We start from the raw sequence: 23776 nt of genomic DNA, 5'->3' as shown, positions 1-23776 counted from the left end.
TTTTGGACATTAATGAACGTCCAAAATCATGACAATCCATTCCCGACCAAAAGCACCTTGAGGACGCCGCCATGACAGTGCGTAGAAATGAACACGGCCAGCTGATCGGCATGGCCTTGCCCAACTGGGCAGGTGCCCAGCACCCCGGACACAAGGGAATGGCCGGGCGCTATGCGCGCTTGATCTCTCTGGATCCGTTGACGCACACAAAAGAACTGTTCGAGGCGTTCAGCCGGGATCGTTCAGGAAAAATCTGGACCTACAACTTCATTGGGCCGTTCAACACCGCCTCGAGTCTCAGGGCTTGGACTGAAGGCGCCGGCGGCGTTGACGCGCAACCCTATTTTGCTGTGGTCGATCAGGAAACCGGCAAGGCGTCGGGGATTGCCAGCATTATGCGCATCCAGCCCGAACATGGCGTGATCGAGATCGGCGGCATCACTTTCGCACCCGGCTTGCAACGCACACGGGTTGCGACCGAGGCGATATACCTGATGATGCGCCGCGCCATGACCGAACTCGGCTATCGCCGCCTGGAATGGAAATGCGACGCTCTGAACGCACCCTCTCGGGCAGCGGCAGAGCGTTTTGGTTTTCGGTTCGAAGGTGTGTTCCAACAGGCAGCCACTTACAAGGGCCGCAACCGTGACACCGCTTGGTATGCGCTTTTGGATCGGGAATGGGAACCCGTCCAGCGTGGTTTCCAGACGTGGCTGGCACCGGAAAACTTCGATGAAGACGGCTGGCAGTACCAGAAGCTCTCGGACCTGATCGCGCTGGAACGCGCCAGTTTCTACAAAACGGAGGACGTCGCATGAACCGACTGACCATGTTCGCCCTGTTTTACACCGCCAGTTTCCTTCAGGCGGGTGCCTATGGCCTCACGTTCATGTTGCCGCGCCTGTTCGAAACCTTTGGGGCCAATGAGAAAGTGGTGGGCATAATGTTGTTCGTTACCACCATCGCCACGCTGATCACTGTCTATTATGCCGGGCATCTGTCAGACAGGTTCGGGCGCCTGCGCACGCTTGGCGTAGCCTGTCTGTCCATCGCGGCCGCGCTGACAGCCTATGGCCTCGCCGAAGGTGTCGGGGCGCTTCTGATCTTTGCCAGCACCGCGATCGGTTTTGGCTGGGGACTTACCTACGCGCTGTCGCCCATCGTTCTTACCCGATTGGTCACGACCGCTGAACGGGTTCGCTATTTTGCGATTCTGTCTGTGGCCTTGATGGCCGGGTTCGGCTTGTCGCCGGTTATGGCGTCGATGATGGAAAAAGCCGGCATGACGGTGAACACCGCGTTCTTTGTCACGGCCGCGCTGTGCGCTTTGGCCGGCGCTATCTTCTTTGCCCTCATCAAGCCTGTTCGCGCGCATTCCGAGGGCTCCGGCCCCGAGCTGCGCTCCTCCCTCTCGCTGGCCGGCGTCGCCGCTATCATGCGCTCGCGTGCGCGACTACCGGTGATCATGGTCTGCCTTGGCGCGTCGGTCTTTGCCGGGATGAACAACTTTCAGACTGTCTTTGCGGATGAGCGTGGACTGGATTACGCCGATTATTTCCTTGTCTACACAGTCACTGTCGTGCTGTTCCGGGTGGTGCTGGCGCGGTTCAAAGGCGGGCGCAATCCCTACATGACGATCGCCACCCTGCAATACGTGATGTTCGGGTCCGTTGTGCTGTTCATCGGGATCGGCGGCAATGTCCCGATGTATCTGGTCGTCGCCTTCCTGTTCGGCATCGGTTACGGAGTAAGCTATCCAATCCTGGCAGCGATGGCAGCCAATGATGCCGACCAGGACCTTTTGCCCCAGACACTTCAGTTTTTTGCTCTTTCCTACTTCATTGGCATCTTCGGCTTCCCGCTGGTGGCGGGATGGATGATCGTCGAATTGGGCAGCTTTGCACTTCTGATCCTGGTGGCCGCCCTGGCCGGGATCGAGGCAACCATGGCGGCATTACGCGGCGCGCAGCAACGCAGGGCTGTTCCGGTCAGCACATGACCCGGATTGCCGAGAACCTTGCGGCGGTGCAAGCCCGGATCACCCGCGCTTGTATCGCCTGCAACCGAAACTCGGCGGAGGTGACGCTGCTGCTGGCGACCAAGACGCAACCGACAACACGGATCCTTGAAGCCATGGCGCACGGCTCCTTCCTGACCGGCGAGAACCGCGTGCAGGAACTTGTCGAGAAATCACCGGCTCTGGCCGGGCACAGGATAGAACGGCACCTGATAGGACACCTGCAATCGAACAAGGCGGGCAAGGCATTGGAACATGTCACCTGCGTGCAATCCGTCGACCGGTTGTCGATCGCCGAAAAGCTGAATCGCCTGTGCGAGGTTCGAGAGCGGGAGTTAGATGTTTTCCTGCAATTCAACACATCGGGCGAGGCCAGCAAGTTCGGCATGGATCCAGCCGACGCCATACCATTCGCCCGTGCCGTGGCTGCACTACCCAACCTGCGGGTACGGGGCTTGATGACGGTTGGTTTGCTGGCCCCGCACCCGGTTCTGTCCCGCGATAGTCTGCGCGACTTGCGCCTGTTGCGGGACAAGATCACATCCGAAGATATAGACGACGTGGACCTGCGCCACCTGTCGATGGGTATGAGCACGGATCTTGAAATTGCTATTCAGGAAGGATCAACCATGCTTCGCATCGGGACTGACGTTTTCGGAAAACGAAACCTGCCGCCGGGAACCTTTTGGCCCGAAAAAGAATGGGAGTATCTGGCATGATTGCAGTCATCTTCGAGGTTGAAATCGCCGACGGGCGAAAACAGGACTATCTGGACGTTGCCGCAGACCTGAAGCCGCTGCTGGAGCAGGTGGATGGGTTCATATCCGTCGAACGCTTTCAAAGCCTGACCAATCCCGGAAAACTGCTGTCGCTTTCATTCTTTAGGGATGAGAAGGCTGTTGAAGCTTGGCGCAATCTGCCGCGTCACCGGGCCGGACAGGCCATGGGCCGAGACGGAATTTTCGAAGGTTATCGCCTGCGCGTTGCCGGTGTGATCCGGGACTACGGAATGAACGACCGGGAACAGGCCCCGAAGGACAGCCGGGAAACGCACAGTTGAAGGTTGGGTGCCTCGCTGCCGTCGATCCGCATCTGGAATTGCCTGATGACTAAGCAAGGTTCAGATTGCTCACAGCGCGAACAGATGCTTGCCGGAACAGACTTGCCAATGCGGACATTTCACTGTCCGCCCGGGCCATTATGCCAATTGGCCCCGCAGTCAGACTTGTATCGATCGGTAGCGCCTTTAGCCGTCCGCTTTGGATGTCTGCGGCGACCACGCCCGTTGAAATGATCCATACGGCACCGCCGGCAAGCGCAACCTGCCGCCCGAACGCTGCGGAGACGGATTCGATCATTCTTGGAAAACTGCTCAGACCGTTGGCGATCATCATCCGGTCGACCAGCGGTCGGATCGCCGAGTCATCCGGCGGATAGATAACGGGATAGTCTGACAACTCGCTCAGGTTCTGGGCATGGACCAATGGGTGATCGGGCGCACAAACGATTGCGACGCGTTCGATATACATTTGAGTGAACGAGATATCCTTCATCGTCGTTGGTTTTCCCAGCCGACCGATGACAAGCTCCAACTGCCCCGCGTGCAAGCGATCGATCAAATATCCATGGGGGCCGTCCTCGACCCGGGGAATGGTGTCGGGCGAAAGCTGGGAAAAGATCTCGAGCGCATGCGGCAGTAACCGGGCGGCAACGCTGGGCAGGGCGCCAATGGAAATCGAACCGGCATCTCCCTTGCGGATCGCGGCGACGCTGTTCATCGCCATGTCCAAGGCTGTCATTCCACTTGTTGCGTGTCGCAAGAACACGTCCCCGGCCACGGTCAGTGTAATGCCACCCCTGTTGCGCTCCAGAAGGGTGGTGCCGGTGATGTCCTCCAGCTCTTTCAGGGTTTTCGAGATTGCAGGCTGACTGAGATTCAGGTTCTCGGCCGCAAGTTTCATGCTTTGTCGCCGCACGATTTCAACGAAGGCTTCGATGTGCCTGACTTTTAGCCTGCGATCGATCATCACTTTCCATTTTTGGAAACTAAATGGGACATAACGTCATTTTACATAACGGAAACCGTAGTGCAATCTGGTCGAAGTTGGAGGAGGGGACAGATGCGCACACAAGTCGTGGTCATCGGTGGCGGACCGTCAGGCTTGCTTTTGTCGCAGCTTCTGCATGTCCACGGCATAGACAGCATCGTTTTGGAGAGAAAGACCAAGGAATATGTCCTCGGCCGCATCCGCGCAGGAGTATTGGAAAAGGGATTTGTCGGCCTGATGGAAGAGGCCGGTGTCGCCGACCGCCTTCATGCCGAAGGTTTCGAACATGACGGCACGCTGATTGCTTATGATGACGAGTGCTTTCGCGTCGATTTTCGCGAACACACCGACACGCCTGTCGTCATCTATGGCCAGACGGAAGTGACGCGCGATTTATACGCTGCCCGCGAAGCCGCAGGCGGCAGGATTGTTTTCAACGTGGAAGATGTCACGATCCATGATGCCGACACCGACACGCCGTTTGTAACATTCACGGTCGACGGTAAGGAGCAGCGTGTGGATACCGATTTCGTGGCTGGCTGCGACGGGTTCCACGGCGTCAGTCGCCAGACCATTCCTTTGGATGTGCGCCGCGAATACGAAAAAGTCTATCCATTCGGTTGGCTTGGCGTTTTATCTGAGACGCCCCCTGTCCACGAAGAACTGATTTATTCTTCATCGAGCCGTGGTTTTGCGCTGTGCTCCATGCGCAACGAGTCTCTTAGCCGCTATTACATTCAGTGTTCGTTGTCCGACAAACCCGAAGATTGGTCTGACGCGTCTTTCTGGGCCGAGCTCAAGCGTCGTATCCCGCGCGAATTCGCCGATGCTTTGGTGACGGGACCGTCGATCGAGAAATCGATTGCGCCGCTACGCTCGTTCGTGACGGAACCGATGCGCTGGGGGCGGCTGTTTCTTTGTGGCGATGCCGCGCATATCGTGCCGCCGACCGGAGCGAAGGGGCTGAACACCGCGTCTTCGGACGTACACTACTTGTACAACGCCCTCAGGGACTTCTACGAAAACGGCTGCACCCGGGGAATCGACAGTTATTCGCAAAATGCGCTGGCCCGCATCTGGAAAGCTGAACGCTTCAGCTGGTGGTTTTCATCGCTGCTGCACCGGTTTCCGGATCAGTCCGAATTTGACCTTAAGATGCAGCAGGCCGAGATCGACTTTCTGCGGACAAACACGGCGGCCCAAAAGGCGATGGCTGAAAACTACGTCGGTTTGCCATATTGATGGGCATAGCCAAGGAGATAACGATGACGGATCGCTATACCACGGGAATGTCAGTCCGGCGCCGGGTGCTTGGTGATGTGCATGTGGACCGGGCGGAGGCACAGAAATCCGCCTTTGATGCGCCGTTCCAGGAAATGATAACTGAAACGGCGTGGGGCACCCTTTGGGCCAACGATGCGATCACACCGCGCGAACGTTCGATGATCACGCTTGCCCTTTTGGCGGCCACGCGGAACTTCGAGGAGATCCCGATGCATGTGAAGGCGTGCAGAAATACAGGTGCCTCGAGGGAAGACATCATGCAAGCTTTCATGCATGCGGCGGTTTACGCAGGCGTTGCATGCGCGAACCAGGCCGTGAAGCTGGCAAAACAGACATTTGCCGAAATGGAGGGTGAGGTGAAATGACCAGGCCGATGGACCTGTACCAGCGGGACCGCGAATGGCACCCGCCTGCCTTTTCCCCGAATTACAAGACGAGTGTGTCGCGCTCGCCCAGAAATGCCCTGTTGTCGCTGGAACCTTCGCTGAGCGAGGCTACGGGACCGACATTCGGCCATGGTGATCTGGACCCGCTGGATAATGACCTGATCCGAAATCACGCCAAGACAGGCGATCCGATCGGCGAGCGTATCATCCTCCATGGCCGGGTTCTGGACGAAAACGCACGGCCCGTTCCGAATACCCTGGTGGAAATCTGGCAGGCCAATGCAGGGGGCCGGTATCGCCACAAGAAAGACACCTATCTGGCAGCGATTGATCCCAATTTCGGAGGGTGTGGCCGTACGCTGACGGACGAGAATGGCTGTTACACGTTCAGAACGATCAAGCCAGGGGCCTATCCGTGGCGCAACTGGGTCAACAGCTGGCGGCCGGCGCATATTCATGTTTCGGTGTTCGGCCCAGCCTTTGCGCAGCGGCTGATCACACAGCTATATTTCGAAGGCGACCCCCTGATTGCCAAATGTCCGATCGTGAACACGATTCCGGATCAAAACGCGATCGATCAACTTGTCGCCGCGCTGGATCTGAACGCGACGGTTCCACTGGACAGTATCGCCTACAAGTTCGACATCGTGCTGCGCGGTCATCGATCGACCTATTTCGAAAACCGACCGGACGGGAATTGATCATGGTTCAGAAGCTCGACTATCTGAAAGAAACCCCATCGCAGACAGCCGGACCCTACGTTCACATTGGCCTGGCCCCGGGGGACGCAGGGTTTGACATCTACCGGCAGGAATTGGGCCGGGACGTTGTCGGCGCGCAGGCCGAAGGTGAGCGGATCACCATTCGGGGCAGGGTGCTGGATGGCACCGGCGCGCCGGTCAAGGATGTTCTGATCGAAGTCTGGCAAGCCAATGCAAAGGGGATTTACCCCGGGCAGGGAGAGGTCGAGCCCGGTTTTCGTGGATGGGGCCGTATCATACCCGATTTTGAATCCGGAGAGTGGATCGTTGAAACAGTCAAACCCGGCTGTGTTCCGTATCGAGACGGCAGGCCAATGGCTCCGCACATCAGCCTGTGGTTAGTGGCGCGCGGAATAAATGTTGGGCTGAACACGCGGCTCTATTTCCCGGAAGAAGAAGCCGCCAATTCGGTTGATCCGGTTCTGAATCTGATCGAACAGGTTGACCGGCGGCAAACCCTGATAGCCGAAAGAACCCCGGACGGCTATCGGTTCGACATTCGCTTGCAGGGGGAAAATGAAACGGTGTTCTTCGATGTCTGACGAAACAAAACAAAACCCGTGTATTATTTGCGTGGCAATCACCGGCTCGGTTCCGACCAAGGCGGACAACCCGGCTGTTCCGATCAGCGTGTCGGAACAGGTTGAAAGCACACATGAGGCTTTTGAGGCCGGTGCTGCCATCGCCCATTGCCATGTGCGCGATGAGGAAGGCAAACCTACTTCGGACCCCGATCTTTTTGCCGCGTTGAAAGAAGGGATCGAAACCCACTGTCCCGGCATGATCGTGCAGCTTTCGACGGGCGGGCGGTCCGGGGCGGGCTCCGCCCGTGGTGGCATGCTGCCGTTGCGGCCGGACATGGCGTCCTTGTCCGTCGGATCGAATAACTTTCCGACCCGCGTTTACGAAAACCCGCCTGATCTTGTCGAATGGCTGGCCAGCGAGATGGTGAAATACGATGTCAGGCCGGAGATCGAGGCGTTCGACCTGTCTCATATCTTTCAGGCGGCCAAAATGCATAAGGCAGGTCAGATCAAGGATGTGCCCTATGTCCAGTTTGTCATGGGCGTGAAAAACGCGATGCCCGTTGATCGTGAGGTTTTTGATTTCTACGTGCACACAGTGCGCCGCCTTTGGGGGGATGTGCCATGGTGTGCGGCGGGCGTCGGGGCAAATCAGATCGTGCTGAACGAGTGGTCCGTTGTTTCTGGCGGGCATGTTCGAACGGGGCTTGAAGACAATGTGCGCCTGAATAGAACCACGCTTGCCCCCTCGAATGCAGCGTTGGTTCGTCGAGCTGTCGAAATCTGCGAAACGCACGCACGCCCTGTCGCGACTGTCGCGCAGGCGCGCGCAATCCTTGGGTTGCGAGAGGTCGCCGCCTGATGCCGAGCTTCGCCAGACCCCGTGACGTAATCTTGCACTGCGAAGTGGCAAACCACGGTGTCGGCAGAGTGCCTGTTGTCTTTCTGAACTCTTTGGGAACGGATTATCGCATCTGGCGGGAAGTCGTGGCAGGTCTGGGCAAAACAGAATGCCTTCTTTGGGACAAGCGCGGGCATGGCCTGTCGGATTGCGCCGCAACTTCAATTGATACGCTGGCCGAAGATGTTGCCGATCTGATGGACATGTTGGGTTGGCGCCTTGCAATTCTGTGCGGTGTTTCGGTCGGTGGACTGATCGCTCAGCGCATTGCCCACCGACGCCCCGATCTTGTCGGCGGGCTTATCCTGAGCAATACCGGCACGAAAATTGGGGATGACGAGGTTTGGAATACGCGCATTCAGGCTGTGCGTGAATCCGGTATCGATGCCATCGCCGACACGGTAATGGAACGTTGGTTTTCCAACCGTTTCCGAGCCGAGCACCCCGATGCCGTGGCCGGTTACCGGAACATGCTGACACGCATACCTGCCGAAGGTTATATCGCGACCTGCGAGGCCATTCGGGATGCGGACCTTGCCGAAACAACCAGCCAGATCAGAGTACCCACCACCTGTATCGGTGGGCGTGAAGATCAGGCAACGCCGCCCGAACTTGTAGAGGCTTTGGCCGATCTCATAAAAGGCGCAGAGCGGCATATTTTGCCGGATGTCGGGCATTTGCCATGCGTCGAAGCGCCGGGATTTGTCGCGGGTCAGATCCGGGCACTATTGGGTCGTGTGGCATGAGTGACGTGTTCGATCACCCTTGGTTGTCGGGCCTCTTTGGCGATCAGGAAGCCGAGGTGATCTGGTCAGCTGAACGCACGCTGGCCCATATGCTTGCCTTCGAAGCCGCCTATTCCCGCGGGCTTGGCGCCATTGGCGTCGTGCCGGAGGACCAGGCCCGGGCCGCCGCCGAGTTGATTGAGCGCGCCAATCCGGACCTTCGGGATTTGCAGGCCGGAACCTTAAAAGACGGGATGCCAATTCTCGCATTTGTGCGTGGTCTGAAGGCCGAGGCCGGGCAATTGGACGGTGCGATCCATACCGGCACAACCTCACAGGATGTGATGGATACAGCGCTGGCAATGACAATGCGCGAAAACTCAGATCTGATCGCGGATCGCCTGTCGACCCTGACCGAGCGATTGGGTAATCTGGGCCGCCGGTTCGGCAGCAACAAGATGATGGGCCGCACACGGATGCAGGCGGCATTGCCGATTTCGGTCGGGCACCGGATCGAGAACTGGCAAGCGCCGTTGATCGAGCACGGCGATAGCATCGAACAGATGCGCAAGAGTGTCGAGCGCCTGCAATGGGGCGGGGCAGTCGGAGATGGACAGGCCATTGGCGAAAAGCATCCCGACCTGGCAGCCTTTGTTGCCGAAGCGTTGTCGCTGCGCCCACCCAGCCGCAACTGGCATTCAGATCGCGCAACCGTCACCGATTATGCAAATCTGTTGTCGCTGATTTCCGGTTCGATTGGGAAAATGGGGCAAGACATCTGCTTGATGGCGCAGCAAGGTGTCGACGAAATCAAGCTTTCGGGCGGCGGTGGGTCATCAGCCATGCCGCATAAACAGAACCCAATTCTTGCCGAATTGCTGGTGACGCTGGCGCGCTTCAATGCCACGCAAGTATCGGGGATGCATCAGGCGCTTGTGCATGAACAGGAACGTTCAGGAAGCGCCTGGTCGCTGGAATGGATGTTGTTGCCAAACATGGCCAGGTGCACGGCCAGATCGCTTTCGGCAGCAAATGCCCTTTGCGCGCAAATTGTTTCAATGGGGGTGCGGGAATAGGCGCGAGGCAGACATCGCGCCGAACGCCAAACACCGAACTGCGCCATCACGACACAACGGAGGAGGAGAAATCATGACCATAAGGAAATCCTTGCTGAGTTCACTGGCCGCCCTGGCCGTTTCAGCAACAGCCAGCCTGGCCCAGGAAGTGACGCTGACGATGCATCACTTCCTGCCGCCAGTCGCAGCGGCCCACAAAGGTATGCTGCAGCCATGGGCCGATAAGATCACTGCCGACAGCGATGGCAGGATTGCGATTGAAATCTTCCCGTCAATGTCGATGGGTGGCAAACCACCTGAATTGTACAGCCAAGTCCGTGATGGGTCTGCCGATATTGTCTGGACAGTCCTGGGATACACACCGGGTGTCTTTCCGCGCACCGAAGTTTTCGAACTGCCGCTTGTGCATGCAGGCTCTGCGACGGATACAACGGTCGCCATGAACGCCTCGATGGAGATGCTCGCGGAAGACTTCGATGACGTCCACGTCATCTTTCTGCACACCCATGATGGGAATGTCATACATTCGGCGACCGACCCGGTGCGCACCCTGGAAGACGCAAAGGGGATGAAGCTGCGGACCCCCAGCCGTACGGGCGCGTGGGTGATCGAAGGCATTGGTGCGGAACCCGTCGGCATGCCCGTGCCGGCCTTGCCCGAAGCCATGTCGAAAGGCGTTGTGGACGGCGCACTGATCCCGCTGGAAATCGTGCGGCCCCTGAAATTGCAGGAACTGGACAAGTCCATAACGGAACTGCCGAACGGAGACCGCTTTGGCACCGCGACCTTCATGGTGGCGATGAACAAAGACGCCTACGAAGCGCTGCCGGATGACCTTAAGGCCGTTATCGACGCCAATTCAGGCGCCAATGTCGCGCGCGAGGTCGGGTCTAATTGGGAAGGTTTCGAAGAAAGCGGCACCGAGGCACTTGAGGCCGCAGGTGTAGAACGGATCGTGTTGTCCGACGAAGAAGCGGCCAAGTTCAACGCCGTGAGCGAACAGATCGTCCAGCGTTGGATTGACGAGGTGAGCGAGAAGGGCATTGATGGTGCAGCCCTCGTCGACAAGGCCCGCGCGGCAATTGCCGCAGCCCAGTCTGGCAACTGATTGGAAACCGACCGAGCGGTCCGATGATCGCCCGGTCGTTTGTGAAGCCTCGGGAATATGAGAATGCGCGTGGTTCTGAAACGGCTGGCGGATGCTTTTGCATTGCTCGGCGGCGTCATCCTGCTTGCGATTGTCGCCGTCACAACAACGAATGCTTTTGCCTTCATCCTCGATCGGATTGCCGGGGCGTTTGGCGCGGATGTGTCGGGCCTGCCGGGCTATGAGGATTTTGTTCAGCTGGCAATCAGCTGCGCGGCCTTGATGTTCTTTCCCTACTGCCAGGCAAATCGAGGCCATGTGTCAGTGGATCTTCTGATGGACCATCTGCCGAAAGCCGTGCAGCGCGGCTTCGATCTTCTTTGGTTGGGGGTCACCGTCATTGTAGCTGTGTTTTTAAGCTACTGGATGGTTTTCGGTATGCTCGAAGTACGCTCGGACGCGGTGGTGACCAGCGTTCTGGGGTGGCCGACCTGGCCATTCTATTTCCCCGGCCTGCTGTCGATGATCCTTTGGGCTTTGATCGCGGTGTCTCAGGCATTAGAGGGCACCGCAGATGCTTGATCCCATTTCCATCGGCATTCTTGGCCTGATCGTTCTTTTCGTCCTGCTGCTTCGGATGCCCGTCGGGATCGCGATGATCGTTGTGGGGATTGGCGGCACGTGGGTGTTGAGCCAATCTGTCAGTTACATCCGGTTCGTGCCCTACCTGAAGCAATTCAAAAGCCTGTTGTGGGAAAACGTGGCCAACTATGACCTTTCCGTCGTCCCGCTGTTTGTCCTGATGGGCTATGTTGCGGCCGAAGCGCGACTATCCACTGATCTCTTCAAAGGCCTCGAAGCGCTCATGTCGCGTTTGCGCGGTGGCGTTGCGATGGCTGCGGTCGCGGCTTGCGGTGGTTTCGGTGCAGTTTGCGGGTCTTCTCTGGCGACCGCAGCCACGATGGGGCGCGTTTCGTTGCCCGAACTGAAACGGCTGGGATATGCGCCCAGTCTTGCCTCAGGATCACTGGCCGCCGGAGGGACCTTGGGAATTCTGATCCCGCCATCGGTAGCCCTGGTGATCTATGCGATCATCGTGGAAGGCTCGATCCTGCGGATGTTTCAGGCCGCTATCGTGCCAGGGATATTGGCCGTTCTGGGTTTTATCGCCGTGATTGCCATTCAGGTGAGGATGAAACCATCGCTGGCGCCAGAGCCGACGCAGATGGATCCGGTTGAACGAAAACTGGCTATACGTCGCCTCTGGCCCGTTATTCTGATTTTCGGTGCCATCATACTGGGTCTGGGCTTTGGTCTGTTCACGCCAACACCCGCCGCCAGCATTGGGGTTTTTGTGATAACGGCCTACGGTTTTGCGCTGCGGGTTTTTACGGGCGAAGGATTGGCGTTTTCCGGGTTGTTGAAGGCCATTCGCGCCACGGCAATCACCAGTGGAATGATCTACCTGATCCTTTTTGGCGCCGAAGTTCTGAAGGGCTTTTTTGCCCGCACTCAGTTGCCGCAGGCCTTGTCCGACTGGGCCGCAACCAGTGGTATGGATCCGATGCTGATCCTTGTGATCATGCTGTGCCTCTTTGTCATTCTTGGCTGCTTCATGGAAAGCTTGGCAATGATCCTTGTGGTGGTCCCGTTTTTCTGGCCGACCCTGATTGCGTTGAATGGGGGCGAGTACGCCACGGCCGAGACGGCGGCGTTCGGAATGGACGCCGATAACCTCAAGATCTGGTTTGGAATACTGGCGCTGATCGTTGTGGAACTGGGGTTGATAACGCCCCCCGTCGGGTTGAACGTGTTCATCATTTCGTCGCTTGCAAGGGATACATCCATGGGCACGGTATTCCGGGGCGTCTTTCCCTTTCTTGGTGCCGAGGTCGTACGGGTTGCATTGATCCTGTCGATACCGGCCCTGACGCTAGCGGTGCCGGCACTCATCGGGGGCTAAGCGAGTTTTGATACCTGTTTTGGACGCTTGCGCAGTATCTCCGACTTAGATGCGCTGTGATTTTGAGGAAAACGGCACGGCACGAAATTCCTTTTCGCCGTTTACAAATTAAAATATTCATTTTAGTGATTGTGTATGAGTGAGAATGCATGGTCCCGACGCACTTTCTTGTTTCACGCCGCATGCCTGACGGCATTGGGTGCTCAATCCAGGATTGCACTCGCCGAGGTGCAGCTTGGGACTTCGGCCCGGATATCAACAGTGTCAGACGGGCACCTGTCGTTGCCGCCGGAGATGGTGTTCGGATCCATGCCGAAGAAAGAGCTGAAGCAGCTTCTGAACCGCAATAAGGTGGACACGACCAAGTACGAGCCGGAGTGCAACGTTGCACTTTACCGCGACAATGAAAACACGGTGTTGTTCGATGTTGGGGCGGGGTCTGATTTCATGCCGACGTCCGGCAAGCTTTTGGAAACTCTTAAAACAATTGGCCTGGCGCCTGAAGACGTAACTCAGGTGATCTTTACCCACGCGCACCCGGATCACCTTTGGGGCGTTTTGGACGACTTCGACGATCTGCTTTTTCCCAACGCCGCACACCACTTTGGTCGCAAGGAATGGGACTATTGGTGGAACCCTTCAACGGTAGGGTCGATAGGGGAAGATCGCGCCGCGTTTGCCGCGGGCGCAAAGCGACGCATGGAGGCGATTGAGGATCAGGTCGCGTTCTTTGACGACGGTCAGGAGATCCTTCCCGGTATCGCCGCTCGGGCAAGTTATGGGCACACGCCCGGCCATATGGCATTTGAAATTCGCAATGGAACCGAGGCCGTCATGATGGTCGGCGATGCGCTCGGGAATCCGCATGTCGCGTTTGAACGCCCGGACTGGCACAGTGGTACTGATCAGGACCCTGAAGCTGCAGCAACTGCGCGCACATCACTGCTGGGTCAGATTTCTCAGGAGCAAATGAAAATCATTGGCTTCCACCTGCCGAACGGTGGGATTGGCCGGGTCGAAAAGACCGGCTCCGCATATCAATTCATTGGAGAGCCTTCATGATGCGATCGTTCGTGATTGCCGTTGCCTTGGCCACACCAGCCTGGGCCAGCGAAGATATTGCAGATCAATACCCGCAAAGCGTGCTGTATTCCAAACCGGTCGAATACATTCCCGGCGTCTATTCTGCCATTGGCGCAACTGCTCCGCCCACCTATGAAAACTCCGGTCACAATAACAACCTCAGCTTCATCGTAACCGGTGAGGGCGTGGTCGTTGTAAACGGTGGTGCGGCCTATGTACTTGCCGAAGCGCTTCACAAGGAAATCCAGGCGATCACGGATCAGCCGGTCAAACTGGTCTTTAACGAGAACGGTCAGGGGCACGCGATGCTTGGCAATGCCTACTGGTCAGAACTTGGCGTTCCAATCATCGCACACTCGGATGCAGCGGCAGAATTCGAAGAATACGGCGCCCAGATCCTGCAGGGGATGCAAAACTACAATAAAGACAAATCCGAAGGGACGTTTCTGGCTGGCCCGACCGAAACATTCGACGACGAATATGTGGTCGAGCTGGGCGACTATCGCATTGAGGCGAAATACCTTGGACCGGCACACAGTCCCGGTGATATTTCGATCTGGTTGCCCAACCAAAGCCTTGTCATCGCAGGCGACATGGCCTTCCACGAGCGTATGCTGCCGATCTTTCAGGAGACCTACACGGCCGATTGGCTTGAGACCTGGGACAATGAGTTCGAAGCCTTGAATGCCACATATGTCATTCCCGGGCACGGCCACCCGACAAACATGGATCAGGTACGCCGCTATACGCGCGACTACCTGATTTACCTGCGCGGCAAGGTTCAGGAGCACATGGATGCCGGTGGCGATCTGGCAGAGGCCTACTACGTCGATCAGTCCCCGTACGCCCAACTGGATACGTTTGAAGAACTGGCAACAAAAAACGCCGGACGTGTCTATGAGCAAATGGAATTCGAATAGTTCAGGATTGCTGTGGAACGGGCAACCGCATCAGCAATCTGTGCGTGCTGATCGCCCCAACCCACATGAAGAAGACGGCGAGCCATGCGGTCGATGACAGGGCTGACCCACCAGACAAACCGGCCCCAACGGCGCAGCCGCCTGCCAGCATCGCTCCGAAACCCATAAGAACGGCCCCGACCAGGTAGCGTTCCATCGGTGTATCCGGGCCAAACCGTTCAATCTTCCACTCTCCGGCAAGTATGGCAGATCCCGCTGCACCGATGGCCACACCCGGAACAAGGCCGATACCGAAGGACAGCACGACATTACGCTCTGCAACCAATGCCATCAGTGTATCTGTGGAGGGGCCCGTGAAGGTGACCGAGGACACGGGCACAACTTCAAAAGACGCTTGCGCGATTGCAAATGTCATCAACCAGCCAAATGCAACCGCCACCCCAACTCCTGCTGCGGATACGATCTTGGTGATCGTGACATTCCGGCGGATTGCAAATGCAATTGCCAGGGCCAAACCGAAGGACGCAAGGCTTGCGTAAATCACCGGAGAAAACCCAATTATCTTGGACAGATCACGCGGCGCGCCTCCAGCGATGGTCCAGATGCCGGAAAGCGCCTCGCGCGCCGGGCTGAGAACACCGGTGTAGGCCGCCTGAGCCACCAAGGTCAGAATCAACCCCGCTACAAGGGCACGCAGGTTCCCGCTGGACGCCAGAACCAACAGGCGTGAGGCGCACCCGCGCGACAGAACCATTCCAACCCCGAACATTGCACCGCCAATTACCGCACCGCTGAGACTTCCCGTCGATGCAATCGCACGCGCCCCGGACAGGTCCAGCCATCCGAACGAGACAAACCCCTGCACCAGAGTCAGCGCTGCGGAGAAGGCAATCAGCCAAACCGCAAGCCGTGGCCCGAACTCACCTTCAGCGACCTCGACGGTCGAGGCGCGCAAACAGAAGTGGGATTTCTGGGCGGTCACACCGAATAGGAGGCCGACAAGCGCTCCGGCAAATGCCAGCGCGCCCGGGTCTCCCAGCAGATCGATGAGCCTCTCCATGGACAGAAACTCTCACCTCGTTGATTGTTCGTCTTTGTCTTTCGTCAAATTACTATTGCGCGGCCATCGGCGTTCGAGCCAGTTGGCATTGCGTCCAAAGCTCGCCCAAAGCGGCTACCAACCTGTCGATGTCTTCCGGTGAATGCACGGGCGACGGAGTGATCCGCAAACGTTCAGTTCCCTTCGGGACGGTTGGGTAGTTGATGGGCTGGATATAGATCCCGAAATCGCGCATCAGAACGTCTGATATAAAGCGGCATTTGATCGGGTCGCCAACCATGACCGGGATGGTGTGGCTTGGGTTGGGTGTGTGTGGAATGCCCAGATCGTCCAGCCTGTTTCTGACTTCCTGCACGCGTTGCCGGTGCAAATGCCGCTCCGCTTTGCTCTGCTTCAGATGACGAACAGAGGCCGCCGCACCAGCTGCCACGGCAGGGGGCAGCGCGGTGGTGAATATGAACCCACTGGCAAAAGACCGAACAAAGTCGACAAGGTCATGGGAGGCCGCGATGTATCCGCCGACTACGCCGAACGCTTTGCCCAATGTTCCTTCGATGACGGTCAGACGGTCCATCAGACCTTCGCGTTCGGCAATGCCACCTCCGCGTGGGCCGTAAAGTCCGACGGCGTGAACCTCATCCAGATATGTCATCGCGCCATAGCGATCCGCCAGATCGCAAATCTCGGCAATCGGTGCAATGTCGCCGTCCATCGAATAAACACTCTCGAACGCGATGAGTTTCGGGGTATTGGCCGGCAGGTCCGCAAGATGCCTTTCAAGGTCCGCGAGGTCGTTGTGCTTCCAGATCCGCTTGTTGCAGCGACTATGGCGTATGCCCTCGATCATCGAAGCGTGGTTCAACTCGTCGGACAGAACAGTGATGTCGGGGATCTTGGACGCCAAAGTGCCCAAAGCAGCCCAGTTCGACACGTAGCCGGACGTGAACAACAACGCCGCTTCCTTGCCATGCAGGTCTGCAAGTTCTTGTTCCAGCAACACATGCTCGTGGGTGGTTCCCGAGATATTCCGTGTTCCGCCAGCCCCGGCACCACAGCTGTCAATGGCCTGATGCATGGCGGCGAGGACTTTGGGATGCTGGCCCATCCCGAGATAATCGTTCGAACACCAGACGGTTACATTCTCAGGACTGCTCTTCGTGTGGCTTCGGGCAGTTGGGAACTTGCCGCACTGACGTTCCAGATCAGCGAAGACCCGGTAGTTCCCTTCTTCCTTCAGCTTATCAAGCTGGTCGCGAATGCACTGCTGGTAGTCCATTTCAGTTTCCAACGGCCTCTTCGACGATCTCGGACAACAGGGCCTGAACCTTTTGCATCGGACCGTCAGGATAGCTTCGGTATCCCACCATCACGCCGCTATCGTTCTCGGCCACAAAAATTCCGTAGGGGCAGTAGCCGATATTCATTGGGTCGGCTTCCATCACCTCACGCGAGATCTTTGCTGAACAGAAGATGAAGATATCTGCGGCCGAAAAAATCTGTTTGTCGCTGCCGACGTCAGAGCCTGTTCGTTTCAGCATTTCACCGACATGGCTGACATAGTCGATGACCAGTCCCTGTCCCACGATCGCGGACTCCACGGCGAAGGTGGCATCGTCAAAACTTCCGTCGAAGGGAGTGGTTATGATCGCTTCCGCAAGCGCCTGGCTTGCCAAGACAGCGGAAAGCGCGGCCGTAGCGATAAAGTGTTTCATGATCGTGATCCTCCTCGTAAACCGCATTCTCTCAGGTTGTGCTGCGGGGGCTTTGACACCGGTCAACCCCCCCCCAGTCCTTTAGCCAAACATGTCCGAGGTGATACCCGCGTACCAACCAAGCGACTCTTCGTAGGTTGCTTTCCGAAGGTCTGTGTTTTCGCCTGTCTGACTGATGAAACCATCCACCTTGGCGATCTTCTCGGGCGTCGCTTCGTACGTGGCACCGACTTTGACCCCGTCATCTGCATCGATGAGCGACCAGCACGTGTTCGAAAACTTGGCCGGAAACACTTTCGACCCGGTCAGCGCGCCTCGTACGGCATTTGCACAAACCTTCGCCTGACTGTTGGCCGAGAAACCGGATTTCGGCATGTCGCCCTGCTGGCTGGCATCACCAAGAACATAAATGTCCGGATCGGCTTTCGAGGACATGTCCGCCGCATTGACAGGCGCCCAGTTTCCGTCGGTCACACCCGCCATTTCCGCGATGCGCCCCGCTTTCATCGCCGGGATCACATTGCAGACATCGACCTTGGTCACTTCACCGTCGATGGTCACAGTCATCGCGTCCGGATTCACCGACACGTTGCCGCCGCCGAAGTCTTCACCGATCCAGTCTACCGTCCCTTCGTAGTGGTTTGCCCAGCCTTCCTGAAACAGTGACATCTTGGAAAACTTCGGTTTCGGATCAGCTACGATAATTTTTGCTGTCGGATTGTTCGCCTTCAAAACATGCGCGACCATTGAAACGCGCTCGTACGGCCCGGGAGGGCAACGGTAGGGATTCGGCGGGGCGACCATTGCAAAGATCCCGCCTTCGGGCATTGCCATTACCTGCGCTTTCAGGAGTTCGGTCTGGGAACCGGCCTTATATGCGTGCGGCATCTTGTTTTGTGCGGAGATATCCCAACCCTCGACCGCGCCATCGACGAAATCGATACCCGGGCTCAGGATCAGCTTGTCATACGGGACGGATCCACCCCCCGCCAGGGACACGGTCTTTGCGTCGCGATCCACGCCAACCGCCCAATCATGAACCACGTTGATGCCATAGTCCGCGGCCAGCGTGCCGTAGCTGTGTGCAATATCCGAAAGCTCCTGAAACCCTCCCAAATAAAGGTTCGAGAAGAAACAGGTGTAGTACGTTCTGGACGGCTCGATCAGAGTTACATCGATTTCGCCTTTGCTATCCTTGGCAATGTAGCGTGCAGCGGTTGCCCCACCGGCGCCGCCGCCAACAACCACGACACGTGGCTTGCCTTGCGCCAGTACCATCGGAGCGGACAGCCCGGCGGCAATTGCCCCGGCGGTTCCAAGAAATGCTCGTCTATTGATTGTCATCGCGTTTCCTCCCCTTAGTCACTTTTATTCTGGATTGTTGAAATAGGCGGCCAAGGCCGCGATCTCGTCGTTGCTTAGCCGTCCGGCGATCATTTGCATGACCGGATGGGGCCGCTGCTTTTGCTTGTATGCGTGCATGGCGACCACGAAGTCCTCATCAGGCCAATACACGATCGAAGGAATGCCATCGTCGGCCCCTTCGATCTGATGGCATGTCGTACATTCGCTGCTGAGATATGCGCCATAATCAGGATCACCCTGGATCGCCAGAATTGCCGGGTCGACCGAGCGATCGGTACTTTTAGCCGTTGGATCCGCTTCGGGAATATCCCGGGGGTTGTCCGAAAACGCCCGAAGATATGCGATGACGTTGGCCCGGTCTTCCGCGGTCTTCAAACCGCGAAAACTCATCCGTGTTCCTGACGCAAAGGCACGTGGGTTTTCGATGTAAGCCGACAGGGTGTCCGCGTGCCATTCCAGGCCCGAATTTCCTGCACGTTTCAGGCTTTTCGAATAGTTGAAGCCATCCAGCCCGGCGGCCTTGCGGCCGAAGATTCCGTTCAGATGTGGACCGATCTTGTTTTCAGCCCCGTCACCGACCTCGTGGCAGCCTTTACACTGCGCGAACACAGCTTTCCCGGCGTCCGCATCGCCCAGGTCCTCGGTTGCGCTTGCCATAGGTGCAAGACCACCCAAGACCGCAGCACAACTCAGTACCTTCGGCCACCCCATGGTCAGCCTCCGAACGACTTGAGATAGACAATGACCGCCTGGATATCGTCCTCTTTCTTAAGTCCCGCGAAAGACATTCGCGTCCCCTTCATGTAGGCTTTGGGCTTTGCCAGAAACGCCGCCATTTCTTCGTCAGTCCAGACGAGGCCGTCATCGGCGGCCGCCTTCATTGCCTTGGAGTATTTGAACCCTTCGACAGCACCGGCATTTGCTCCGATAATCCCATTCAAGGCCGGGCCCGTCCGGTGCTTGGCACTTTCACCGACCTGATGACAGGATTGGCACTTCTTGAAAACTTTCTTTCCGCTTTCGATCATCTCGGGATCAAGTGCGGCGGTTTGTTCTACTGCTGTAGCTTCCGCCGGTTTCTCTTCGACCTCCACCGATGCTTCCTGAACCGAAGGCTGCGCCTCGGTCGCCTTTGCTGCGGTTTCTTCAGGCGTAACATCCAAAACGGCCGCGCGCATCGTGATTTCCACGCTTTCCTTGCAATCGGTCATGCAAGGTTTGCTGGTCCAGAAATGGGCCTCAGCGGTTTCACGATCATCCACGATGAAACCGCCTGCATTCGGCATTTCGACTTCAAGGAAATTCTCGTGCGACAGAGTAAACTCGTCATCGACGATGTCATTGGAATAAAGGATATAGGCCACCATCGCATAGACATCATCCGTTTCCAGCGACTGTGCGTTTCCGAAGGGCATGGACCGGTTCACATAGTCCCAGACCGTCGAAAGATAGGGCCAATAGGACCCGACTGTTTTCAGAGGGTCCTTGTCGGCCAGTGTGCCTTCGCCGCCCGCCAGTTTGGGCCAGTTGTCCACGCCTTCCGCGAAATCGCCGTGGCAGATCGCGCATTGCTCGGCAAAGACCTCTTCTCCGGTGAACACGTCACCAGAACCCTCCGGCAAACCGGTTCCGTCCGGAGCGACGTCCAGATCCCACGCCGCAATCTCTTCTGACAGTGCTGGCCGTCCAAGCCCGAATTTTTCGGCATAAGCCGGTACGGCCAAACATAAAGCAAGGGCGGAGGCGGCTAACAGCTCAGGATACTTCGACATTTTCCGCCTCTCCGGTCTCTTTGATCCACCAGGTCTGGATGCAATTGTTGTGGTAAATTGAATTCTCGCCGCGCACTTCACGCAGTTGGGCCTTGCTTGGCTGGACATAGCCTGTGGAATCCTTCGCGCGGGCCCGCAGAAGCATTTCGGACCCGTCCCAGTTGTAGTCCAGATAAAAGCGGGTCAGCGCCTTGTCCGTACCGGGCGCTGCCAGTCGGGCCGGAATCCAGTTCTTGCCCCCGTCCACGGAAACGTCGACACCCGTGATCGAGCCTCTTCCAGACCAGGCCAACCCCGTGATCACCAAGGGTCCCGGTCCGTGCTTGATCGGAGCCTGTGGACTGGGCGACGTTACAACGGACTTGGCGTCCATGACCCAGGTCCATTTGCGGGATGTGCCGTCTTCCAGCGTGTCGGTGTATTTCGAAGTCTCCTCGCGGCTCTCAATCGCCATTTCCGTGACCTCGACGCGGCGCAGCCATTTGACCCACATGTTGCCTTCCCAACCGGGGACGACCAGGCGAACCGGATAGCCATGTTCCTTGCGCAACGCCTCGCCATTGGCCTTGAAGGCCACGAGCACGTCGTCCATGGCCTTTTCCAGCGGGATCGAGCGCCCGTTCGAGGATGCATCCGCCCCTTCAACGTAAACCCACTTGCCTTCGGGCTTCACGCCGGCCTCTTCCAGCAGGGTGCGAAGCGGAACACCGGAATACTCCATGTTGTGGATCATTCCATGGGTGAACTGCGCACCATTCAGTTGCGCACCGGCCCATTCCATACCGGTATTTGCGGCGCACTCGCAGAAATAAACGCGGTTCTCTCGCGGGAAGCGTTCAAGGTCTTCGTAGGTGAACACAAGGGGTGTATCGACCAACCCGTTGATCATCAGGCGGTAGTCCGCCTTGCTCAGTTCGATGGCGCCTGAATGATGCCTTTCGAACGCGCAACCCTGCGGCGTGATTGTACCGTCCAACGCGTGGATCGGTGTGAAGTTTATCGAACTGATCGTGTCGGCGGTCAGCCACTCGACATTGCGGCGCACGACGTCGTCTTCAAACTGGATCGGCAACCCGTAGGGGGTCGCATCCACGCCCTCACCAGTGGCCTGTGCCCATTCCTGAACCTGGGTAATCAGCGGATCGGGGCCGGCAGCGCGCGCTGCTCCGGCGCCGACTGCTCCTACTCCAACGGCGGCCGCGCCACTTAGAAATTGGCGGCGGGAGGGTGCCTTTTCTCTGGAGTTTTCACTCATCGTGTTTGCCTCCGTTACTCGATCAGCAAATTTTGTTTATGTGTTGCAAGTTCCGGCCGCGGCCTCAGGCGCCGATGACATCGACCGATGTATTCGGCTCGACGGTCACGGTGCCCTGGCCGCGAATGTGGTTTTCGACGACATCCCAAATGGGTGGGCCTTCGGTGCCCTCGTTGACGCTGGCCCAACCCGCCACGACGTAGGTTTTCGACGGATCAATCGCCTCGCCGGTCTTGAGCAGGGTCATTTCACTGATCCGCTGGCCTTGCGGTTTGGTTACGTCGATGCGGTAGCCAAGCCCGCCGACACGCACCATGTCGCCGCCCTGCTGGTAGTAGGGATCTGGGTTGAACAGGTTGTCACCGACATCTTCGAGGATCACGTGGATGAATTCGCCCGTCATTTCCGTGCGATACGCGTTCGGATAGGACATCGAGGTGACGTTCCAGATGTCTTCGCGGGTAATGTCCTGCCCCGGCAGGATCGACGGCCCCCAACGGACGCCGGGCGACATCGCGATGTCCGCCTCGCGCTGGTTGATCAGGGCATCGCAGATCAGATCATCCCAAGTGCCGTTAAAGTTGCCCCGGCGATAGAGCAACGAGTCGGTCTTTCCGATGACCTCGCTCAATGCCGTTTCGAAAGGTGCGCGTTGATCGTTGATCAAGGCAGAAATGGCTGGATCTGGTGCGATAACGTCCGAGAAGATCGGGATCAGCTTGTGCTTCAACCCCATCATCTGGCCATCCCGCACATCCAGGTCCACGCGGCTGACGAATTTGCCATTCGAGCCGGACGCGACGATGTGGGTCTTGCCAACCAGAACTGGCTCGGGCAGCGCATCATGGGTGTGACCGCTGAGGATCACGTCGATCCCCTGCACCCGGGCGGCCATCTTTTTGTCAACGTCGAAACCATTGTGGCTGAGGACAACGACAACTTCGGCACCGGCATCGCGCACTTCGTCGACCATGGCCTGCATGTTTTCGTCCCGAATACCGAAAGAGTATTCCGGGAACATCCAGCCCGGGTTGGCGATTGGCATGTAGGGGAATGCCTGCCCGATCACGGCGACCTTTGCGCCGCCCCGGTCAAAGAACTTGTAGGGTTGGAACAGCTCGGCGGGTTCGTCCCATTCGGCGTCAAAGATGTTCTGGCCCAGGGCGGCAAAGGGCAAGCCTTCGACGATTTCATTCACCCTGTCGCTACCCAGGGTGAACTCCCAATGGAAGGTCATCGCGTCGGGTTTCAGCGCGTTCATGACATTGACCATGTCCTGCCCAGCCGTCTGGTAGCAGGTGTAAGAACCGTGCCATGTATCGCCGCCGTCCAGAAGCAGGGCATCAGGGCGGTCAGCGCGGATAGCGTTTATGATTGTCGAGACCCGGTCCAGACCACCGACCCGGCCATAGGTCTTCGCCAGCGCCGCGAAATCATTGTAGGTCAGTGCATAGGCAGACGGGCTTCCATCCTCGATCCCGTAGGCTTTGCGAAACGCGGCACCCGTCACATGCGGCATGTGCCCACGCGCGTCGCCGATACCCAGATTGACTTCGGGTTCGCGGAAATAGATCGGCTTGAGTTGCGCGTGTATGTCGGTGACATGGATCAGGCTGATATTGCCAAAGGTCTCAAACTCCAGCAGTTGATCCTGTGTGAGGCTTTGCTGCGCGGCAAGTCTGGCCCAGTTTCCAAACCCGGATGCCCCATAGAGCGCGGAAGCGGCCATTGAAACCTGCAGGAAGTCACGTCGCGAAATCATCTATCGGCTTTCCTATTTCACATATAAATGTGTGAATGTTTAATCGGTCGAAAACCCGCGCAAGACATCTCTTGC

Annotated in this window: 25 protein-coding genes; 16 read left to right on the top strand and 9 right to left on the bottom strand. The window is 57.6% G+C overall.

Annotated elements, in window-relative coordinates; all coding sequences use genetic code 11:
• Window positions 1-71: 71 nt before the first annotated feature.
• Genes AC2FIR_RS20945 through AC2FIR_RS20930 form a run of 4 tightly spaced genes read left to right on the top strand, consistent with a single transcriptional unit; the run spans window position 72 to window position 3077 of the window.
• The gene (locus AC2FIR_RS20945; protein ID WP_496763027.1) at window positions 72-818 is read left to right on the top strand and encodes a GNAT family N-acetyltransferase; all 747 of its coding nucleotides are present in this window, start codon (window positions 72-74) and stop codon (window positions 816-818) included.
• On the top strand, window positions 815-1999 hold the full coding sequence (locus tag AC2FIR_RS20940) for an MFS transporter (protein ID WP_496747372.1): 1185 nt from the start codon (window positions 815-817) through the stop codon (window positions 1997-1999). Before AC2FIR_RS20945 ends, AC2FIR_RS20940 begins: the two co-directional genes overlap by 4 nt.
• Window positions 1996-2736, top strand: coding sequence for a YggS family pyridoxal phosphate-dependent enzyme (locus AC2FIR_RS20935; protein ID WP_496747370.1), 741 nt, complete (start codon window positions 1996-1998; stop codon window positions 2734-2736). Before AC2FIR_RS20940 ends, AC2FIR_RS20935 begins: the two co-directional genes overlap by 4 nt.
• On the top strand, window positions 2733-3077 hold the full coding sequence (locus AC2FIR_RS20930) for an antibiotic biosynthesis monooxygenase family protein (RefSeq protein WP_170617276.1): 345 nt from the start codon (window positions 2733-2735) through the stop codon (window positions 3075-3077). Before AC2FIR_RS20935 ends, AC2FIR_RS20930 begins: the two co-directional genes overlap by 4 nt.
• A gap of 49 nt (window positions 3078-3126) precedes the next feature.
• On the opposite strand, the gene pcaQ is transcribed toward AC2FIR_RS20930, so the two are convergent.
• Window positions 3127-4044 (bottom strand): pca operon transcription factor PcaQ, encoded by a 918-nt coding sequence (gene pcaQ, locus AC2FIR_RS20925; protein WP_496747368.1) that lies wholly within the window; start codon window positions 4042-4044, stop codon window positions 3127-3129.
• Between the two features lie 93 nt (window positions 4045-4137).
• Between pcaQ and pobA the strand changes: the two genes are divergently transcribed.
• From pobA to AC2FIR_RS20865, 12 genes are all read left to right on the top strand, one after another.
• Window positions 4138-5307 carry a 4-hydroxybenzoate 3-monooxygenase gene (gene pobA / locus AC2FIR_RS20920; RefSeq protein WP_480908810.1) on the top strand — a complete coding sequence of 390 codons (1170 nt, stop codon included), beginning with the start codon at window positions 4138-4140 and terminating at the stop codon, window positions 5305-5307.
• 23 nt (window positions 5308-5330) lie between these two features.
• The gene (gene pcaC / locus AC2FIR_RS20915) at window positions 5331-5714 is read left to right on the top strand and encodes a 4-carboxymuconolactone decarboxylase (protein ID WP_170617270.1); all 384 of its coding nucleotides are present in this window, start codon (window positions 5331-5333) and stop codon (window positions 5712-5714) included.
• Complete coding sequence (gene pcaH, locus AC2FIR_RS20910; RefSeq protein ID WP_496747367.1) at window positions 5711-6436, top strand: protocatechuate 3,4-dioxygenase subunit beta; 726 nt, start codon at window positions 5711-5713, stop codon at window positions 6434-6436. The genes pcaC and pcaH overlap by 4 nt, the downstream gene beginning before the upstream one ends.
• 2 nt (window positions 6437-6438) lie before the next feature.
• The gene (gene pcaG / locus AC2FIR_RS20905) at window positions 6439-7038 is read left to right on the top strand and encodes a protocatechuate 3,4-dioxygenase subunit alpha (protein WP_496747365.1); all 600 of its coding nucleotides are present in this window, start codon (window positions 6439-6441) and stop codon (window positions 7036-7038) included.
• Window positions 7031-7882 (top strand): 3-oxoadipate:acetyl-CoA acetyltransferase, encoded by an 852-nt coding sequence (locus AC2FIR_RS20900; RefSeq protein ID WP_496747363.1) that lies wholly within the window; start codon window positions 7031-7033, stop codon window positions 7880-7882. Before pcaG ends, AC2FIR_RS20900 begins: the two co-directional genes overlap by 8 nt.
• Window positions 7882-8667 (top strand): 3-oxoadipate enol-lactonase, encoded by a 786-nt coding sequence (gene pcaD, locus AC2FIR_RS20895; RefSeq protein WP_496747361.1) that lies wholly within the window; start codon window positions 7882-7884, stop codon window positions 8665-8667. The genes AC2FIR_RS20900 and pcaD overlap by 1 nt, the downstream gene beginning before the upstream one ends.
• The gene (locus tag AC2FIR_RS20890) at window positions 8664-9722 is read left to right on the top strand and encodes a 3-carboxy-cis,cis-muconate cycloisomerase (RefSeq protein WP_496747359.1); all 1059 of its coding nucleotides are present in this window, start codon (window positions 8664-8666) and stop codon (window positions 9720-9722) included. Before pcaD ends, AC2FIR_RS20890 begins: the two co-directional genes overlap by 4 nt.
• A 73-nt stretch (window positions 9723-9795) precedes the next feature.
• On the top strand, window positions 9796-10830 hold the full coding sequence (locus tag AC2FIR_RS20885) for a TRAP transporter substrate-binding protein (protein ID WP_496747358.1): 1035 nt from the start codon (window positions 9796-9798) through the stop codon (window positions 10828-10830).
• 63 nt (window positions 10831-10893) lie between these two features.
• On the top strand, window positions 10894-11391 hold the full coding sequence (locus tag AC2FIR_RS20880; protein ID WP_480442255.1) for a TRAP transporter small permease: 498 nt from the start codon (window positions 10894-10896) through the stop codon (window positions 11389-11391).
• Window positions 11384-12772 carry a TRAP transporter large permease gene (locus AC2FIR_RS20875; RefSeq protein ID WP_496763022.1) on the top strand — a complete coding sequence of 463 codons (1389 nt, stop codon included), beginning with the start codon at window positions 11384-11386 and terminating at the stop codon, window positions 12770-12772. Before AC2FIR_RS20880 ends, AC2FIR_RS20875 begins: the two co-directional genes overlap by 8 nt.
• Window positions 12773-12907: 135 nt before the next feature.
• Complete coding sequence (locus AC2FIR_RS20870) at window positions 12908-13834, top strand: MBL fold metallo-hydrolase (RefSeq protein ID WP_496747355.1); 927 nt, start codon at window positions 12908-12910, stop codon at window positions 13832-13834.
• Window positions 13831-14775, top strand: a complete 945-nt coding sequence (locus AC2FIR_RS20865) for an MBL fold metallo-hydrolase (RefSeq protein WP_496747353.1) — start codon at window positions 13831-13833, stop codon at window positions 14773-14775. The genes AC2FIR_RS20870 and AC2FIR_RS20865 overlap by 4 nt, the downstream gene beginning before the upstream one ends.
• Window position 14776: 1 nt before the next feature.
• Here AC2FIR_RS20865 and AC2FIR_RS20860 read toward each other — a convergent pair whose 3' ends face one another.
• The 8 genes from AC2FIR_RS20860 to soxB form a co-directional block, all read right to left on the bottom strand.
• Window positions 14777-15835 carry a YeeE/YedE family protein gene (locus AC2FIR_RS20860; protein ID WP_170617249.1) on the bottom strand — a complete coding sequence of 353 codons (1059 nt, stop codon included), beginning with the start codon at window positions 15833-15835 and terminating at the stop codon, window positions 14777-14779.
• 52 nt (window positions 15836-15887) lie between these two features.
• Complete coding sequence (hemA, locus tag AC2FIR_RS20855) at window positions 15888-17111, bottom strand: 5-aminolevulinate synthase (RefSeq protein ID WP_496763020.1); 1224 nt, start codon at window positions 17109-17111, stop codon at window positions 15888-15890.
• Between the two features lies 1 nt (window position 17112).
• Window positions 17113-17547, bottom strand: coding sequence for a DUF302 domain-containing protein (locus AC2FIR_RS20850; RefSeq protein WP_496747348.1), 435 nt, complete (start codon window positions 17545-17547; stop codon window positions 17113-17115).
• 81 nt (window positions 17548-17628) lie between these two features.
• Window positions 17629-18891 (bottom strand): FCSD flavin-binding domain-containing protein, encoded by a 1263-nt coding sequence (locus tag AC2FIR_RS20845; RefSeq protein ID WP_170617243.1) that lies wholly within the window; start codon window positions 18889-18891, stop codon window positions 17629-17631.
• Between the two features lie 24 nt (window positions 18892-18915).
• Window positions 18916-19569 (bottom strand): c-type cytochrome, encoded by a 654-nt coding sequence (locus AC2FIR_RS20840; protein ID WP_480714432.1) that lies wholly within the window; start codon window positions 19567-19569, stop codon window positions 18916-18918.
• Window positions 19570-19625: 56 nt separating this feature from the next.
• Window positions 19626-20684 carry a c-type cytochrome gene (locus AC2FIR_RS20835; protein ID WP_496747347.1) on the bottom strand — a complete coding sequence of 353 codons (1059 nt, stop codon included), beginning with the start codon at window positions 20682-20684 and terminating at the stop codon, window positions 19626-19628.
• Window positions 20668-21939 carry a sulfite dehydrogenase gene (gene soxC, locus AC2FIR_RS20830; RefSeq protein ID WP_496747345.1) on the bottom strand — a complete coding sequence of 424 codons (1272 nt, stop codon included), beginning with the start codon at window positions 21937-21939 and terminating at the stop codon, window positions 20668-20670. The genes AC2FIR_RS20835 and soxC overlap by 17 nt, the downstream gene beginning before the upstream one ends.
• A 64-nt stretch (window positions 21940-22003) precedes the next feature.
• Entirely contained in the window at window positions 22004-23701 is a 1698-nt protein-coding gene (soxB, locus tag AC2FIR_RS20825) for a thiosulfohydrolase SoxB (RefSeq protein WP_496763018.1), read from the bottom strand.
• Window positions 23702-23776 lie beyond the last annotated feature (75 nt).

The sequence above is a fragment of the Ruegeria sp. CDSB136 genome (assembly GCF_059610965.1).
Note: the sequence above shows the minus strand (reverse complement) of the source record. Positions and strands in the feature narration are given on the sequence as shown.